The following is a 15,534-nucleotide window of genomic DNA, read 5'->3' as shown; positions in this document are numbered from 1 at the left end:
GTGGGCAGGGTGCTATCTCTATAATGCGCGCCTTCCTGCAGGGGGTGAGATGAACACAGACGATCAGCGATTCGGCGGCATAGCCCGGCTTTACGGCCAGGAGGGCTATCAACGCCTTGCTGCGGCGCACGTGGCGGTGGTCGGCATCGGCGGTGTCGGCTCCTGGGCGGCCGAAGCCCTGGCGCGCAGCGGTGTGGGCGAGATATCGCTGTTCGATCTGGACGACGTGTGCATCACCAACACCAATCGCCAGGTACACGCCGTCGAAGGCGCGGTGGGCAAGGCCAAGGTTGACGAGATGGCTGCGCGTATCCGCGCCATCAACCCGGCCTGTGTGGTGCATGCGGTGGCCGATTTCGTCACCCGCGAGACCATGGCCGAGTACATCACCGAACAGCTCGACGGTGTGATCGACTGCATCGACAGCGTGCCGGCCAAGGCCGCGCTGATCGCCTGGTGCAAGCGGCGCAAGATCCAGATCGTCACCACCGGCGGTGCCGGTGGCCAGGTCGACCCGACGCAGATTCAGGTCACCGACCTGAACAAGACCTTCAATGATCCGCTGGCCGCCAAGGTGCGTTCGATGTTGCGCCGCGACTACGGCTTCTCGCGCACGCCGGGTCGCACCTACAGCGTGCCTTGCGTGTTCTCCACCGAGCAGCTGCGCTATCCCAAGCCTGACGGCACGGTGTGCCAGGCCAAGGGCTTCGTCGGTGAAGGGGTGAGGCTCGACTGCGCCGGCGGCTTCGGCGCGGTGATGATGGTTACCGCCAGCTTCGGCATGGCCGCGGCGGCCAAGCTGGTGGACAAGCTGGTAGCGGGCGCTCGTCGCCCGGCAGAGCGTCAGCCCAGGGATTGAAAAAAGCCTGGGCAGACTATGCTGGGGCGAGGGGAAGTTGCAGCGGCAGACAGGGATGCGTCGAACATGACCCGTATCAGAGGTGATTTGTGTCGTACCTGTTTCCTGTTGCCGGCCATTCCTGGCGGCAACAACCCTGCGGGCCTTCGCAGAGCGAACGCTCCCGGCGTTCTTGTGGCGTAGCGCTGAAAAGGCACGGGGCACGGATGCTCGCCTGCTTGATGCTACCTGTTTTGCTGATCGCTCCAGGACTTGTTCAGGCCGAACCGCAGACGCTGCGTATCGGCACCGGCGACTGGGCGCCTTATGTCGACCAGGAGCGCAGCGACGGTGGTGCATTGGCGCGGCTGATCAGTGCGGTTTTTGCCGAGGCTGGCTACCGGACCGAGTTCATCTTCCACCCCTGGGACCGCAACGTGCTGATGCTGCAGCAGGGCCAGTTGCACGCGATCATGCCCTACAGCTGCACGCCAAGTCGGCTCAATTACGGCATCTGCAGCGATCCGTTGGTAAGCGGCGAGATCGTCCTGTTTCATCGGCGTGACCAGGCGTTCGACTGGACGCAGGTCGAGGACCTGCTGAAGTACCGCATCGGCACTACGCTCGGCTATTCCTACGGCCCGGCTTTCGACGAAGCGCTGCAGGCCGGCCGCCTGAAGGTCATGCAGAACGGCAAGGAAGACACCAGCTTCCGCCTTCTGGAGCTTGGGCGGATCGATCTGCATCCACAGGATCGCGCGGTGGGCTACGCCATGCTGCGTCGCCTGTTCCCGGAAGGTGGCGGCCACATCGTCCACCATCCACGACAGCTGAACACCGAGCCGCTGCGCTTGCTGTTTCGCAAGGATGACCCCGAGGGCATCAGGCTGCTACGCCTGTTCAATGCCCGGCTGCGAGACTTTGCCGAGCGTGGCGACCTGCAGCGACTGCAGCAGGCACTCAACTCCGGTAACGCTGACGACTGGAAACCCAGCACCTCGGCTCGGGCCGTGCGAGACTGAGCGGCATCTGCCGACCTCAAGAGTTTTTCCACATGCTCAATAACGATGTACTGCGCAGCCTGCGCTATCTGCTGGACGTCAGCGATGGCACGCTCGAGGCGTTCTGCCAACTGGCGGACTATCCCGTCGAGCCGGGCCTGATTTCGGCCTGTCTGCTGCGTGAGGACGAGCCCGGTTATCGATCCTGCAGCGATGTGCTGCTGGCTCATGTGCTTGAAGGTCTGGTGTTCTACAAGCGTGGCAAGGATGAAAGCCGGCCGCGCCTGCCGGTGGAAAAGCGCCTGAGCAACAACCTCATCCTGAAGAAACTGCGCGTGGCCTTCGAGCTGCGTGATGACGATGTCCAGGCGATTCTGCAATCGGCTGACCTGCCGATGACCAAGACCGAGCTGGGGGCCTTGTTCCGCGCGCCGGGCCACAAGCACTACCGTGAGTGTGGCGACCAGATTCTGCGCAACTTTCTGCGCGGCCTGACGTTGCGCGAGCGAGGCTGAGCCCGCTCGCTGCATCGGTTCAGTGGGCGGAAGGTTGCGTCCGCGAGCGCCGACGCGCTACCAACAGCGTGCCTGCAAGCATCGCTGCGAGCCTTACGAGGAAGTCCCATGTCATGGTGAACAGGTTGTCACTGCGGTCCTCTGGCAGGATGCAGGCGTAGCTCAGGCTGGCAATCGAGTCGATGGCAATTGGCTCAGCATCCACGGGGCGCCCCAGGTTGTACATGGGCATGGCTTGCATCTCGGCGTGAATGCGCTGCGTTTCCTCCACGCTGCAGAGATTGCTGTAGAAGCCGAAGGCGTAGATGCCCAGCAAACCAAGCGCGACCAGCCCTGCAGTGGCGAGACGGTGATTGCTTGCAAGCAGTGCTAGGCAGACGCCCGCCAGCAGGCCCGACAGCAGCAGATTCAGGATGAAAGGTTCTATCGGCAGCGCTGCCGCAACGCTTTCTGGTAGCAGGACCAGGAGATGGGGAAGCAGTTGCGGACTGAAATACAGTACGACCAGGGTTGCCAGGGCACTTAGCCCGATGCGCACGATGACAGGCATGACTCGCTCCATGAGTTTTTGGGCGCGCGAATATAACCCATTGCTGCCGACTGAGCTGGCGCTGCGTCTAGTTTTCCCGCGCCAGCGTTCTCATTCGCTGCAATACGGCATTCAGACCGTTGCTGCGAGAGGGCGACAGCTGACGTTGCAGCCCGAGTTGGGTGAACCAGTCGGCCAGGTCGAGCGAGGCCAGTTGTTCATTGCTCAGGCCTTCCACTCGGACCAGCAGCACGGCGAGCAGACCACGCAGCAGGCGGGCATCGCTGCTGGCGCGAAAGTGCAGGCGCCCGTCGCGGCGCTCGGCAACGAGCCAAACCAGGCTGTCGCAGCCATGCACGCGGTGCTCATCGACCCGTTCGGCATCGCTCAGCGGTTCCAGGCGTTCGCCCCATTGCATCAGCAGGCGCGCGCGCTGTTCCCAGCCGGGGCAGGCAGTGAAGGCTAACAGTGTCTCTTGCGCGGCGACTGACAGGCTCATGGCAAGAGGCTCTCGGAGCATGTAGCAGCGGCTTCCGCCGCGAAGGTCCGGGCGCCGATATTCGCGGCTGAAACGGAATGCCGCCCAGCCGCTCCTACGAAGAGCCGTTGGTGGCGTTTCATCGCAGCAGCTCCAGCGCATTATCCAGGGCGCTGAAGAATCTCTGCAGATCTTCGCCATCGTTGTACAGGCCGAGCGAGACACGAATCGCACCACTCAGGCCCAGGCTTTTCATCAGTGGCATGGCGCAGTGGTGACCGGCCCGTACGGCGATGCCCTGTTCGGTCAGCAGGTGCGCCAGGTCTGCGTTATGCACGCCTTCGACGCAGAAGCTGGCCAGTGCCAGTTGCGGCTCGCCGAGCAGGCGCACGCCGTCACGTGCTTGCAGGCCGGCCAGCAGTTCGGCATGCAGGGCCGCTTCGTGCCGGGCCACGGCCTCGTGATCCAGGCCGCTAAGCCAATCCAGCGTGGCGCCCAGTGCTATCACGGCGGACACGGCCGGCGTACCGGCCTCGAAGCCGAGTGGAGTTGGGCGAAAGCGCGCGCTCTGGTAGTCGGCATCGAGCACCATCTCACCGCCGAATTGCCAGTGCTGCAATTTGCCCAACGCTTCGCGGCGGCCATACAGCAGGCCGACGCCATCCGGGCCATAGAGCTTGTGCGAGGAGCACAGGTAGAAGTCGCAGCCCAGCGCCTGCATGTCATGACGACCATGCACCGCCCCCTGTGCCCCATCGACGACAGTCAAGGCGCCTTGTGTGCGCGCCAGTGCCAGCAGTTCCGCAAGTGGCTGCCAGCACCCGAGCACGTTGGACAACTGCGAAACCGCCAGTAGGCGAGTGCGCGGGCCGATCAGCCGGGCGGCCTGGGCCAGGTCGATCGTGCCCGTATCATTCAGTGGCAGCACCACCAGCTCCAGGCTGCGGCGCTTGGCCAGTTGCTGCCAGGGCAGCAGATTGGCGTGGTGTTCCAGCGCGCTGATGACGATCTGCTCGCCCGGCTGCAGCAAGTGCTCCAGGCCATAGGCCAGCAGGTTGAGTGATTCGGTGCTGCCGCGGGTAAAGATGATCTCCTCGGCGCTGACCGCATTCAGCCACTGCGCGGCCTTGCTGCGTGTCGCCTCGAAGGCGCGGGTGGCGCGTTCACCTGGCAGGTGCTGGGCACGATGCACATTGGCCACACCGCCGGCGTAGTAGCCGAGCAGGGCATCGAGCACCGCCTGCGGCTTCTGCGCGGTGGCGGCGCTGTCCAGATAGGTCTGGCCTTCGGCTTGGAGGGCAAGAATGCCGGGGAAGTCGGCACGCCAGGGGGACAAAAGCATAGGGCTTCAGGCTTCAGGCCCAAGGCTTCAGGCTCAAGCGCTCCGCCTGCGGCCTGTAGCTTGCGGCCTGAAGCCGCTCCGGTCAGTTGTGGGCGTGCAGGGCTTCGTTCAGCTCAATCGCCGACTTGTGGGTTTTGCACTCCACGGCGCCGGTCAGCGAGTTGCGACGGAACAGCAGGTCCGGCTGGCCAGCCAGTTCGCGCGCCTTGACCACCTTGACCAGGGCGTTGCCCTCGTCGAGCAGGTTCACCTTGGTACCGGCGGTGATGTACAGGCCGGCTTCGACGGTGTTGCGGTCGCCCAGCGGGATGCCGATGCCGGCGTTGGCGCCGATCAGGCAGCCTTCGCCGACGCTGATGATGATGTTGCCGCCGCCGGACAGGGTACCCATGGTCGAGCAGCCGCCGCCCAGGTCCGAACCCTTGCCGACGAATACGCCAGCGGAAACGCGACCTTCGATCATGCCCGGGCCTTCGGTGCCGCCGTTGAAGTTGACGAAGCCCTCGTGCATCACGGTGGTGCCTTCACCGATGTAGGCACCCAGGCGCACGCGGGCGCTATCGGCGATACGCACGCCGGCCGGCACCACGTAGTCGGTCATTTTCGGGAACTTGTCCACCGAGAACACTTCCAGCAGTTCGCCCTTCAGGCGCGCTTCCAGTTGGCGCTCGGCCAGCTCGGCGAGGTCGATTGCGCCCTGGCTGGTCCAGGCGACGTTGGGCAGCAGCGGGAAGATGCCGGCCAGGCTCAGGCCGTGCGGCTTGACCAGGCGATGCGACAGCAGGTGCAGCTTGAGGTAGGCCTCCGGGGTGCTGGTCAGGGCAGCATCCTCAGCCAGGAAAGTGGCGACCAGCGGATTGTGGCTTTCGGCCAGGCGGGTCAGCAGCGCGGCTTGAGCCGCGTCCACGCCTTTCAGCGCTTCGGCCAGATCGGCCGCTTGTGCAGTGGTGAAGGCGATGGCCTGGTTGCCGCCCTGGTAGCCGAGTTTTTCGGCGGCCTTGGCCACCAGCTCGCTGGCCGGATTGAGCAGCGGCAGGGCATAGAAGACTTCCAGCCAGTTGCCCTGGCGGTTCTGGGTGCCAACGCCGAAGGCGATGCTGAAGAGAGAAGTGCTCATAGATGGGTTCCTTGCAACGAAATCGGGTGAGGTTGATCAGGCCAGCGCGGCTTGGTAGTTATCCGGCTTGAAGCCGACCAGGGTCTTGTCGCCCAGATCGAGTACCGGGCGCTTGATCATCGACGGTTGGGCCAGCATCAGGTCGATGGCCTTGGCCTGGTCGATGTCGGCTTTCTGCGCGTCATCGAGCTTGCGGAAGGTGGTGCCGGCGCGGTTCAGAATGGTCTGCCAGCCATGCTCGTTGCACCACTTTTCCAGGTTTGCACGGTCGATCCCGACACTCTTGTAGTCGTGAAAGGCATAGTCGACCTGGTGTTCATCGAGCCAGGTTCTGGCCTTTTTCATCGTGTCGCAGGCCTTGATGCCATACAGGACGTAACTCATTGATCTTCCTCTGATGAGTGGCGTGCCGGAAGGTCCGGAAATACGGCCGGCCATTATGCCACGTCGTATCCTAATGTGGCGGCGGCTGTCGCTGCGATGTGTGTCAGGGGTAGCGATCGCGCAGATACGCGTAGCCCGGATGCAATCCGGGGAGGCCTTGGCGCAGGCTATCTCCGGATTGCATCCGGGCTACGGACTCAGAAGCTCGCGGCTAAAGCCCTCCTAAAAGCCAACTAGCTGTGGGAGGGGCTTTAGCCGCGACGGTTGAAGCCTCTCAGGCGCTGCGAATGAAACGGGCGATGCGTTCAGCGGCCTCGATGCATTCGGCCAGGGGGGCGACCAGCGCCATGCGCACGCGGCCGGCGCCCGGGTTGACGCCATCAACCTCGCGCGACAGGTACGAGCCCGGCACCACGGTCACGTGTTCGGCGGCGAACAGGTCGCGGGTGAACAGGGTGTCGTCACCCGGCGTGCGTGCCCACAGATAGAAGCCGCCGTCCGGGCGCTGCACGTCCATGACCGGGGCCAGAATCTTCAGCACCGCATCGAACTTCTCGCGGTACAGATCGCGGTTGGCGCGCACGTGCGCTTCGTCGTTCCAGGCCGCCACGCTGGCCAGCTGGGTTTGTACCGGCATGGCGCAGCCGTGGTAGGTGCGGTACAGCAAAAAATGCTTGAGGATCTCGGCGTCGCCGGCGACGAAGCCCGAGCGCAGGCCAGGCAGGTTGGAGCGCTTGGACAGGCTGTGAAATACCACACAGCGTTTGAAATCGCTGCGCCCCAGCTCGGCGCAAGCACTGAGCAGGCCGGGTGGCGGGGCGTCCTCGTCGAAGTACAGCTCGCTGTAGCACTCGTCGGCGGCGATGACGAAGTCGTGCTCGTCGGCCAGGGCGATCAGCTTCTTCAGCGTTGCCACGGGAATCAGCGCGCCGGTGGGGTTGCCCGGCGAGCAGAGGAACAGGATCTGGCAGCGCCGCCAGACCTCTGCCGGCACCGCGTCGAAGTCCGGGTTGAAGCCGTGGGCTTCCAGGCACGGCAGATAGTGCGGTTCGGCACCGGCAAGGAACGCAGCACCTTCATAGATCTGATAGAAGGGATTGGGGCTGACCACCAGCCCCTTGGCGTTACGGTCGACCACCGTCTGGGTAAAGGCGAAAAGCGCTTCGCGTGTGCCATTGACCGGCAGCACATGGCGCGCTGCGTCCAGCCAGCCGGCCGGTACGCCGAAGCGGCGTTCGCACCAGTTGGCAATGCTCTGGCGCAGCTCGGGCAGGCCCAGGGTAGTGGGATACACCGCCAGTTTGTCGAGGTTGGCGGTCAGTGCCTGGCCGACGAAGTCCGGCGAGCGGTGCTTGGGCTCGCCGATCGACAGGGCGATGGGCGAGCGGTCGGCGGCAGGTTGCACGCCGCCGAGCAGGGCGCGGAGTTTTTCGAACGGGTAGGGCTGCAGCTGGGCGAGGGCGTGGTTCATGATGATCCGACGGGTCCTTTGTGAGGCGGCGACAAAGCTGGCGACACTAGCACGGCGGGCTTTTCGGGGAAATTCCCTTCTTCCGTGCGTTTTCCATCTGCTCAGGTCGCCAGACCCACGCCGATGCGGCTCAAGACCGCGGCTGCCCGGCCGATAACCCTGGCGTTATCCGTTTATCCCTCCGGTGAGCTCTCCCCATGCGTACCCTCAAGTTCAGCCACAAGATCATGCTGGCTGCTTCCCTGGTCGTCGTCGCGGCTTTCGCGTCGTTTGCCCTGTACAACGATTACCTGCAGCGCAACGCGATCCGCGACAACCTGTCGAACTACCTCAAGGACGTCGGTCTGGTGTCCACTGGCAACATCCGGCACTGGCTCGATGGGCGCATGCAATTGCTGGATAACCTCGCCGAGTCGGTCCAGGACGACAGCTCGCCCGAGTCACTGCGCCGCAACCTGCAGCACCGCAGCATCGCTTCGGCCTTCCTTTATGCCTACTACGGCCAGGCTGACGGTACCTATACCCAGTACCCCGCCAGCGAGTTGCCGGCCGGTTACGATCCGCGTCAGCGCCCCTGGTACAAGAGTGCGCAGGGCAGCAGCGGCCCGGGGCTGACAGCGCCCTATCTGGCGGCCGACCCGCGTGACGGCCTGCTGATCACCATCACCCGGCCGGTCAGTGCCGGTGCTGCGCTGCAAGGCGTGGTCGGCGGCGACCTCAAGCTGCAGACGATCGACGACATCCTCAATTCCTTCGACCTCGGCGGCATGGGCTATGCCTTCCTGGTCGACGAGCAGGGCACGGTGCTGGTGCATCCGGACAAGAGCCTAGTGCTCAAGACCCTCGCCGAAGCGTTCCCCGGTGGTGCGCCGCGTCTGCAGTCCGATCTGCAAGGCGCTTCGTCCATCGATGGCAGCGCCCGCCTGGTGACCTTTCTGCCGGTGCAGGGGCTGGCTGGGGTGCGCTGGTACGTCGGCCTGTCCGTCGATGAAGGCAAGGCGTTCGCCGCGCTCAGGGAGTTCCGCCTTTCCGTGCTGATGGTCACGATCGTCGGTGTGGTCAGCATCCTGATCCTGCTCGGCGCGCTGATTCGTATCCTGTTGCGTCCGCTGCACGTGATGAGCCACGCGATGGGTGGCATTGCCGAGGGCGAGGGCGATCTGACCCAGCGCCTGACGATCGCTTCCGGTGACGAGTTCGGTGAGCTGGCGGGGGCCTTCAACCGCTTCGTCGAGCGTATTCACGAATCCATCCGCGAAGTGGCCTCGGCGACCCGCGAGGTGCATGCACGGGTGAGCACCGTGGTGCAGGCGTCCAATGCCTCCATGGACAACTCCAGCGAGCAGGCGGCGCGTACCGACAGCGTCGCAGCGGCGATCAACGAACTGGGCGCAGCCGCCCAGGAGATCGCGCGCAATGCCGCCGATGCCTCGGTGCAGGCCAGCGACGCGCGCCGTGACGCCGAGGAAGGCCAGGGCATGGTGGAGCGTACCCTGGGCTCGATGGGCGAGTTGTCGGAAAAGATCCAGGCCTCCGGTCGGCATATCGAACTGCTCAGCGAGAGGAGCAACGACATCGGCCAGATTCTCGACGTGATCAAGGGTATTTCCGAGCAGACCAATCTGCTGGCGCTCAACGCCGCCATCGAAGCGGCGCGTGCCGGCGAGGCCGGGCGAGGTTTTGCCGTGGTCGCCGATGAGGTGCGCAACCTGGCGCAGCGTACGCAGAGCTCGGCGCTGGAGATTCAGCAGATGATCGAGCAGTTGCAGGCCGGCGCCCGTGACGCCGTGGCGACCATGGCCGAGAGCCGCCGCTTCAGCGACGACAGCGTGCGCATTGGCGGGCAGGCCGGCGAGAACCTGCGCGGCGTGACCCGGCGCATCGGTGAAATCGACGGCATGAACCAGTCGGTTGCGACCGCTACCGAGGAGCAGACTTCGGTGATCGAGAGCCTGAACATGGACATCACCGAGATCAACACGCTGAACCAGGACGGCGTGCGCAACCTGCAGTCCAGCCTCAGCGCCTGTACCGAACTGGATCAGCAGGTCCGCCGCCTCAAGCAGCTGGTGGACAGCTTCAGGATCTGACCCTGCCCGGGGATGCGGCATCCGCCGCATCCGCACGGCTCAGAAGGTGATCTGCGTCGCGCTCGGGGCACTTGGCTCGGCGAGCTTGGCGATGATCGCCTCCTGCAGGCGGGCGCAGAACTCGGGGTCGGACAACGGCTGGCCATTGGCGTCGGTGATGAAGAACACGTCTTCGACCCGCTCGCCCAGCGTGGCGATCTTGGCGTTCTGCAGCGACAGGTCGTATTCGAGGAAGATGCGTCCGATCCGAGCCAGCAGGCCGGGGCGGTCCGGGGCGGTCAGCTCGAGTATGGTCACCGGCCGCTGCGCGTCATTGTGAATGGTCACCTGCGGGGCGAAGGCGAAGTGCTTGAGCTGGCGCGGCACCCGGCGCTGGATGATGGTCGGATAGTCGTCGGGGTTCTTCAGCGCTTCGATCAGGCCGGCGCGGATCTGCTGGATGCGCGCCGGGTTGTCGCCGATCGAGCCACCGTCGGCATCCAGCACCACGTAGGTGTCCAGGGTGAACTGGCTGGTGGAGGTGATGATGCGTGCGTCGTGAATGTTCAGGTTGAGCTGGCTCATTGCCGCCACGGTCACCGCGAAGAAGTCGTGCTGGTCCGGTGCGTAGATGAAGATTTGCGTACCGCCCTCGAATTCGCGTTGGGTGGTTTCCTTCATCAGCACCAGCGGGCCGCCATCGTTGGGGTGCTGGAGGATGGCATCGGTGTGCCAGGCCACGTCGCTGGCCGTATGGCGCAGGAAGTAGTCATCGCCAAGCTGGCTCCATAGCTGCTCGGCGTCGTCCGGGTCGGTACCGCCGCGCACCAGGATGTCCAGCGCCGCACTTTGCGTCTGGCGAATCTGTTCTTCGCGATCCAGCGGATTTTCCAGGCCACGGCGCAGGGCGCGCTTGGTCTCGGTGTAGAGCTGGCGCAGCAGGCTGGCGCGCCAGGAGTTCCACAGGCTGGGGTTGGTGGCGTTGATGTCGGCCACGGTCAGCACGTAGAGGTAGTCCAGGTGCGTCTGGTCGCCGACGAACTGGGCGAAGTCGTGGATCACCTGCGGGTCGGAAAGGTCCTTGCGTTGCGCGGTGGTGGACATGACCAGGTGGTGCTGCACCAGCCAGACGATCAGCGCGCTGTCCCACGCCGGCAGGTGGTGGCGGCGGGCGAAGGCTTCGGCGTCGACCGCGCCGAGTTCGGAGTGATCGCCGCCACGGCCCTTGCCGATGTCGTGGTAGAGGCCGGCGAGGTAGATCAGCTCGGGCTTGGGCAGTCTGTCGATGAGCTTGCTGGCCAGCGGGAATTTTTCTGCCAGCTCCGGCCAGCGGAACTTGCGCAGGTGCTTGATCAGGTTGAGGGTGTGCGCATCGACCGTATAGATGTGGAACAGGTCGTGCTGCATCTGCCCGACGATGTGGCCGAACTCCGGCAGGTAGCGGCCGAGAATGCCGTAACGGTTCATCCGCCGCAGGTTGCGGTGGATGCCTTCCTTGCACTTGAACAGCTCGATGAACAGGCTGGTGTTGCGGATGTCCTTGCGGAAGTCGTCGTCGATCAGGTGGCGGCTGTCACGTAGCAGCCGGATGCTGTCGGCGCGTACGCCCTTGATCTCCGGGTGCTGCGCCATCAGTACGAAGATTTCGATGATGGCGAACGGCGTGCGCTTGAAGACGTTCGGGTGGGTGACTTCGATATAACCGTCGCGGATCTGGAAGCGGCTGTTCAAAGGCGTTGCCGCGCCGCTTTCACCAGCGCGCAGGATGACTTCCTCGAAGTGCTGGTTGATCAGGTCCGACAGCTCGGAGATGCCCATCACCACGCGGTAGTACTTCTGCATGAAATGTTCAATGCTGCGCTTGCCATCACCGTCCTGATAGCCGAACAGGGTGGCGATTCTGGCCTGGTAGTCGAACAGCAGGCGATCTTCCGCACGCCCGGCCAGCATGTGCAGGGCATAGCGCACCTTCCACAGGAACTCCTGGCTGGAGGAAAGCAGGGCGTACTCGCTTTCCAGCAGAAAGCCCTGGCCCACCAGGGCCTGCAGGTTGAGCGTGTCGAACTGGCGGCGGGCGACCCAGAGCACGGTCTGGATGTCGCGCAGGCCTCCGGGCGAGCCTTTGACGTTGGGCTCGAGGTTGTATTCGGTATCGTTGTATTTGGCGTGGCGCGCTCTGCGCTCGTCGCGCTTGGCTTGGTAGAAGTGCTTGCTCGGCCACATCTGATCGGTGCTGGTGACCTGCTGCATGCGCTGGCGCAAGCGTTCCGGACCGGCGATGGTGCGGCTTTCCATCAGGTTGGTGATCACCGTCAGGTCGGCGCGCGCCTCTTCGGCGCATTCTTCGACCGAACGTACGCTCTGGCCCACTTCCAGGCCGATGTCCCAGAGCAGGGTGAGAAAGCCTTCGATGGGCTCGCGAAAAACCTCGTGATCGTCGCTGCCGAGCAGGATCAGCAGATCGATATCCGAGTAGGGATGCAGCTCGCCGCGGCCATAACCACCGACGGCGAGCAGAGCGATGTCGGCGTCCTCGCTCCAGGCAAAGCGCTTCCACGCCTCCTGCAGTATCTGGTCGACGAACCAGGCGCGATCCTCGACCAGGCGGCGAATGTCGCGCCCCTCGCGAAAGCGCGTATCCAGCACTTCCCGCGCGCTGCGGATGGCCTTCTTGAATGCAGCGATGGGGCTGGATTTGAGCGCCAGCTCGGCCTGGAACTGACCGCGGTCAAACAGTTCGGGGTCCATCTGCGGCATGCAGTTGCCTTCCTCTATATAGGGCCTGGGGTGCGTTCGCGCGCCATTGCGGTATCGGCTCAGGCGGACGTACGTGCGATGGTGTCGTCGCTGCGCAGGGTCAGGATCTCGTAGCCGTCAGCGGTGACCAGTACGGTGTGTTCCCATTGCGCGGAAAGCTTGCGGTCCTTGGTGATGGCGGTCCAGCCGTCGCCGAGCAAGCGGGTTTCCGGGCGACCCTGATTGATCATCGGCTCGATGGTGAAGGTCATGCCTTCCTTGAGCTCCATGCCGGTGCCGGCCTTGCCGTAGTGCAACACCTGTGGCTCTTCATGGAACACGGCGCCGATGCCATGGCCGCAGTATTCGCGGACCACGGAGAAACCGTTCTTCTCGGCATGCTTCTGGATCACTTCGCCGATGTCGCCCAGGCGTGCGCCCGGCTTGACCAGTTCGATGCCTTTATACATGCATTCCTGAGTGACCTTGGCCAGGCGCTCGGCCCATTCGGCGACCTTGCCGACCATGAACATCTTGCTGGTATCGCCGTGGTAGCCATCCTTGATCACGGTGATGTCGATGTTCAGCACGTCGCCATCCTTCAATGGCTTTTCGTTGGGAATGCCATGACACACCACGTGGTTGATCGAGGTGCAGATCGATTTGGGGAAGCCCTTGTAGTTGAGCGGGGCGGGAATGGCCTTCTGCACATTGACGATATAGTCGTGGCAGATGCGATCCAGCTCTTCGGTGGTCACGCCCGGCTTGACGTGTTCGCCGATCATCTCCAGCACTTCGGCGGCCAGGCGGCCGGCCACGCGCATTTTCTCGATTTCTTCGGCGGATTTGATGGTGACGGTCATATGAAGCTCTCGGGCACGAACGGAAAGGGTGCCATCTTAGCAGCTTCGCCGCGCCAGCCCCAAAGGCCGGCGTAAGTGCGGACGCTGGTCAGGCTTGAAGTGTCGGGTTCTTTGCGAGCTTTTGTAGCCTGCGCCGGCTTTGTGTGGTATAAAACGCGCCGCTTTACGGGCACTGCGCCCGAAAGCTCAAACCCACACACGTATCGACACGGTTTCCTGGGTGCCTTTCGACAAGTTCGAGGGTTGGAAGCTGGGATGCGTGGAGGCCTAACCCGACTTATCAAGGAACTATAATGTCCCAAGTCAACATGCGCGATATGCTGAAGGCCGGTGTGCACTTCGGCCACCAGACCCGTTACTGGAACCCGAAAATGGGCAAGTACATTTTCGGCGCGCGCAACAAGATTCACATCATCAACCTCGAAAAAACCCTGCCGATGTTCAACGACGCCCTGTCGTTCGTTGAAAAGCTGGCTGCTGGCAAGAACAAGATCCTGTTCGTCGGCACCAAGCGTTCCGCTGGTAAGATCGTTCGCGAAGAAGCTGCTCGTTGCGGCTCGCCGTTCGTCGATCACCGCTGGCTGGGCGGCATGCTGACCAACTACAAGACCATCCGTGCTTCGATCAAGCGCCTGCGCGAGCTGGAAACCCAGTCCCAGGACGGCACCTTCGCCAAGCTGACCAAGAAAGAAGCCCTGATGCGTACCCGTGATCTGGAAAAACTGGATCGCAGCCTGGGTGGTATCAAGGACATGGGCGGTCTGCCGGACGCTCTGTTCGTGATCGACGTTGACCACGAGCGCATTGCTATTACTGAAGCCAACAAGCTGGGCATCCCGGTTATCGGCGTCGTCGATACCAACAGCAGCCCGGAAGGCGTTGACTACATCATCCCGGGTAACGATGACGCCATCCGCGCCATCCAGCTGTACATGGGTGCCATGGCTGACGCCGTGATCCGTGGTCGCAGCAACGCTGGCGGCGCGACTGAAGAGTTCGTCGAAGAAGCCGCGGCCGAGAGCGCCGAAGGCTAAGCGGTAACGCCAAGCATTTAGCGTTATGCGCTGTGCAAGAAGGGGGCTAGGCCCCCTTTTTGCCACTCAAAGATTTGATTTGGTTGAAGACCTACCGAGAGGATTTTCAAGATGGCAGAGATTACTGCAGCCCTGGTTAAAGAACTGCGCGAGCGTACCGGCCAAGGCATGATGGAATGCAAGAAGGCCCTGGTTGCCGCTGGTGGCGATATCGAGAAAGCCATTGATGACATGCGCGCTTCCGGTGCCATCAAGGCCGCCAAGAAGGCCGGTAACATCGCCGCCGAAGGCTCCATCGCCGTTCGCGTCGAAGGCGGCCGTGGCGTGATCATCGAAGTCAACTCGCAGACCGACTTCCTGGCCCTGCAGGACGACTTCAAGGCCTTCGTCAAAGAAAGCATCGACGAAGCCTTCGAGAAGAACCTGACCGACGCTGCTCCGCTGATCGCTTCCCGCGAGTCGGCTCGTGAAGCCCTGGTTGCCAAGTGCGGCGAGAACGTCAACATCCGTCGTCTGACTGCCGTTTCCGGTGAAACCGTTGGTGCCTACCTGCACGGCCACCGCATCGGCGTTCTGGTTGTCCTGAAAGGCGGCAACGACGAACTGGCCAAGCACGTTGCCATGCACGTTGCCGCTTCCAACCCGGCCGTTGTTTCCCCGGACCAGGTTTCCGAGGAGCTGGTTGCCAAGGAAAAGGAAATCTTCCTGCAGCTGAACGCCGAGAAGATCGCCGGCAAGCCGGAAAACATCGTGGAAAACATGGTCAAAGGCCGTATCGCCAAGTTCCTGGCCGAAGCCAGCCTGGTCGAGCAAGCCTTCATCATGGATCCGGAAGTCAAGGTCGGTGACCTGGTCAAGAAAGCCGGTGCCGAAGTCGTTTCCTTCGTTCGTTACGAAGTGGGCGAGGGCATCGAGAAGGCCGAGACCGACTTCGCTGCCGAAGTTGCCGCTCAGGTTGCTGCCAGCAAGCAGTAATCGGCGGTTAGGCCAGTTGTCCCAGAGAGGCTGCCCGCTTGCGCGTGCAGCCTCTTTGCCGAATAAGGGGCGACAAATGTACAAGCGGCCGTGCAACCTGCGGTCGTCGGCACGTTCGAAGTGCCGGATAATTGCAGCGCAAGCGCGTTGCTGAAGAATTTCATATCGCCGCAGGAGAGACT

Annotated in this window: 14 protein-coding genes and 1 pseudogene; 7 read left to right on the top strand and 8 right to left on the bottom strand. The window is 63.2% G+C overall.

The window, feature by feature from the left end; genetic code table 11:
• Positions 1-49 precede the first annotated feature (49 nt).
• The 3 genes from tcdA (at position 50) to DXK50_RS06800 (ending at position 2,354) form a co-directional block, all read left to right on the top strand.
• Positions 50-859, top strand: a complete 810-nt coding sequence (tcdA, locus tag DXK50_RS06810; RefSeq protein ID WP_024308922.1) for a tRNA cyclic N6-threonylcarbamoyladenosine(37) synthase TcdA — start codon at positions 50-52, stop codon at positions 857-859.
• Positions 860-1,080: 221 nt separating this feature from the next.
• Entirely contained in the window at positions 1,081-1,860 is a 780-nt protein-coding gene (locus tag DXK50_RS06805; protein WP_249186737.1) for a substrate-binding periplasmic protein, read from the top strand.
• Positions 1,861-1,892: 32 nt separating this feature from the next.
• The gene (locus tag DXK50_RS06800) at positions 1,893-2,354 is read left to right on the top strand and encodes a YehS family protein (protein WP_161867621.1); all 462 of its coding nucleotides are present in this window, start codon (positions 1,893-1,895) and stop codon (positions 2,352-2,354) included.
• Between the two features lie 19 nt (positions 2,355-2,373).
• Here the strand turns inward: DXK50_RS06800 and DXK50_RS06795 are convergent, their stop codons facing one another.
• The 6 genes from DXK50_RS06795 to dapC form a co-directional block, all read right to left on the bottom strand.
• Entirely contained in the window at positions 2,374-2,904 is a 531-nt protein-coding gene (locus DXK50_RS06795) for a hypothetical protein (protein WP_212629767.1), read from the bottom strand.
• Between the two features lie 67 nt (positions 2,905-2,971).
• Positions 2,972-3,382, bottom strand: coding sequence for a SufE family protein (locus DXK50_RS06790; RefSeq protein WP_212629766.1), 411 nt, complete (start codon positions 3,380-3,382; stop codon positions 2,972-2,974).
• A gap of 118 nt (positions 3,383-3,500) precedes the next feature.
• Positions 3,501-4,703, bottom strand: coding sequence for an aminotransferase class V-fold PLP-dependent enzyme (locus tag DXK50_RS06785; RefSeq protein ID WP_212629765.1), 1,203 nt, complete (start codon positions 4,701-4,703; stop codon positions 3,501-3,503).
• An 82-nt stretch (positions 4,704-4,785) separates the two neighbouring features.
• Positions 4,786-5,820 (bottom strand): 2,3,4,5-tetrahydropyridine-2,6-dicarboxylate N-succinyltransferase, encoded by a 1,035-nt coding sequence (gene dapD, locus DXK50_RS06780; protein WP_161867625.1) that lies wholly within the window; start codon positions 5,818-5,820, stop codon positions 4,786-4,788.
• A 36-nt stretch (positions 5,821-5,856) separates the two neighbouring features.
• Complete coding sequence (locus tag DXK50_RS06775) at positions 5,857-6,204, bottom strand: ArsC family reductase (RefSeq protein WP_161867626.1); 348 nt, start codon at positions 6,202-6,204, stop codon at positions 5,857-5,859.
• Positions 6,205-6,478: 274 nt separating this feature from the next.
• The gene (gene dapC, locus DXK50_RS06770; RefSeq protein WP_212629764.1) at positions 6,479-7,675 is read right to left on the bottom strand and encodes a succinyldiaminopimelate transaminase; all 1,197 of its coding nucleotides are present in this window, start codon (positions 7,673-7,675) and stop codon (positions 6,479-6,481) included.
• Between the two features lie 197 nt (positions 7,676-7,872).
• Between dapC and DXK50_RS25365 the strand changes: the two are divergent.
• A pseudogene (locus DXK50_RS25365) lies at positions 7,873-8,910 on the top strand (HAMP domain-containing protein); the annotation flags it as partial.
• Positions 8,911-9,000: 90 nt separating this feature from the next.
• Positions 9,001-9,765: a methyl-accepting chemotaxis protein gene (locus tag DXK50_RS25360; protein WP_461818588.1), complete on the top strand. Its 765-nt coding sequence runs from the start codon at positions 9,001-9,003 to the stop codon at positions 9,763-9,765.
• A 39-nt stretch (positions 9,766-9,804) separates the two neighbouring features.
• On the opposite strand, the gene DXK50_RS06760 is transcribed toward DXK50_RS25360, so the two are convergent.
• Both DXK50_RS06760 and map read right to left on the bottom strand, forming a co-directional pair.
• The gene (locus tag DXK50_RS06760; protein ID WP_161867629.1) at positions 9,805-12,501 is read right to left on the bottom strand and encodes a [protein-PII] uridylyltransferase; all 2,697 of its coding nucleotides are present in this window, start codon (positions 12,499-12,501) and stop codon (positions 9,805-9,807) included.
• Between the two features lie 59 nt (positions 12,502-12,560).
• Entirely contained in the window at positions 12,561-13,343 is a 783-nt protein-coding gene (map, locus tag DXK50_RS06755) for a type I methionyl aminopeptidase (protein WP_161867630.1), read from the bottom strand.
• A gap of 293 nt (positions 13,344-13,636) precedes the next feature.
• Between map and rpsB the strand changes: the two genes are divergently transcribed.
• Both rpsB and tsf read left to right on the top strand, forming a co-directional pair.
• Entirely contained in the window at positions 13,637-14,377 is a 741-nt protein-coding gene (gene rpsB, locus DXK50_RS06750; RefSeq protein ID WP_161867631.1) for a 30S ribosomal protein S2, read from the top strand.
• Between the two features lie 111 nt (positions 14,378-14,488).
• The gene (gene tsf / locus DXK50_RS06745) at positions 14,489-15,352 is read left to right on the top strand and encodes a translation elongation factor Ts (RefSeq protein ID WP_013716423.1); all 864 of its coding nucleotides are present in this window, start codon (positions 14,489-14,491) and stop codon (positions 15,350-15,352) included.
• The last annotated feature ends 182 nt before the right edge of the window (positions 15,353-15,534 follow it).

This window comes from Pseudomonas sp. KB-10 (assembly GCF_018221585.1).
Lineage (GTDB): Bacteria > Pseudomonadota > Gammaproteobacteria > Pseudomonadales > Pseudomonadaceae > Aquipseudomonas > Aquipseudomonas yangonensis.
The sequence above is the reverse complement of the archived record's forward strand: the minus strand, read 5'-3'. Positions and strand labels throughout refer to the sequence as shown.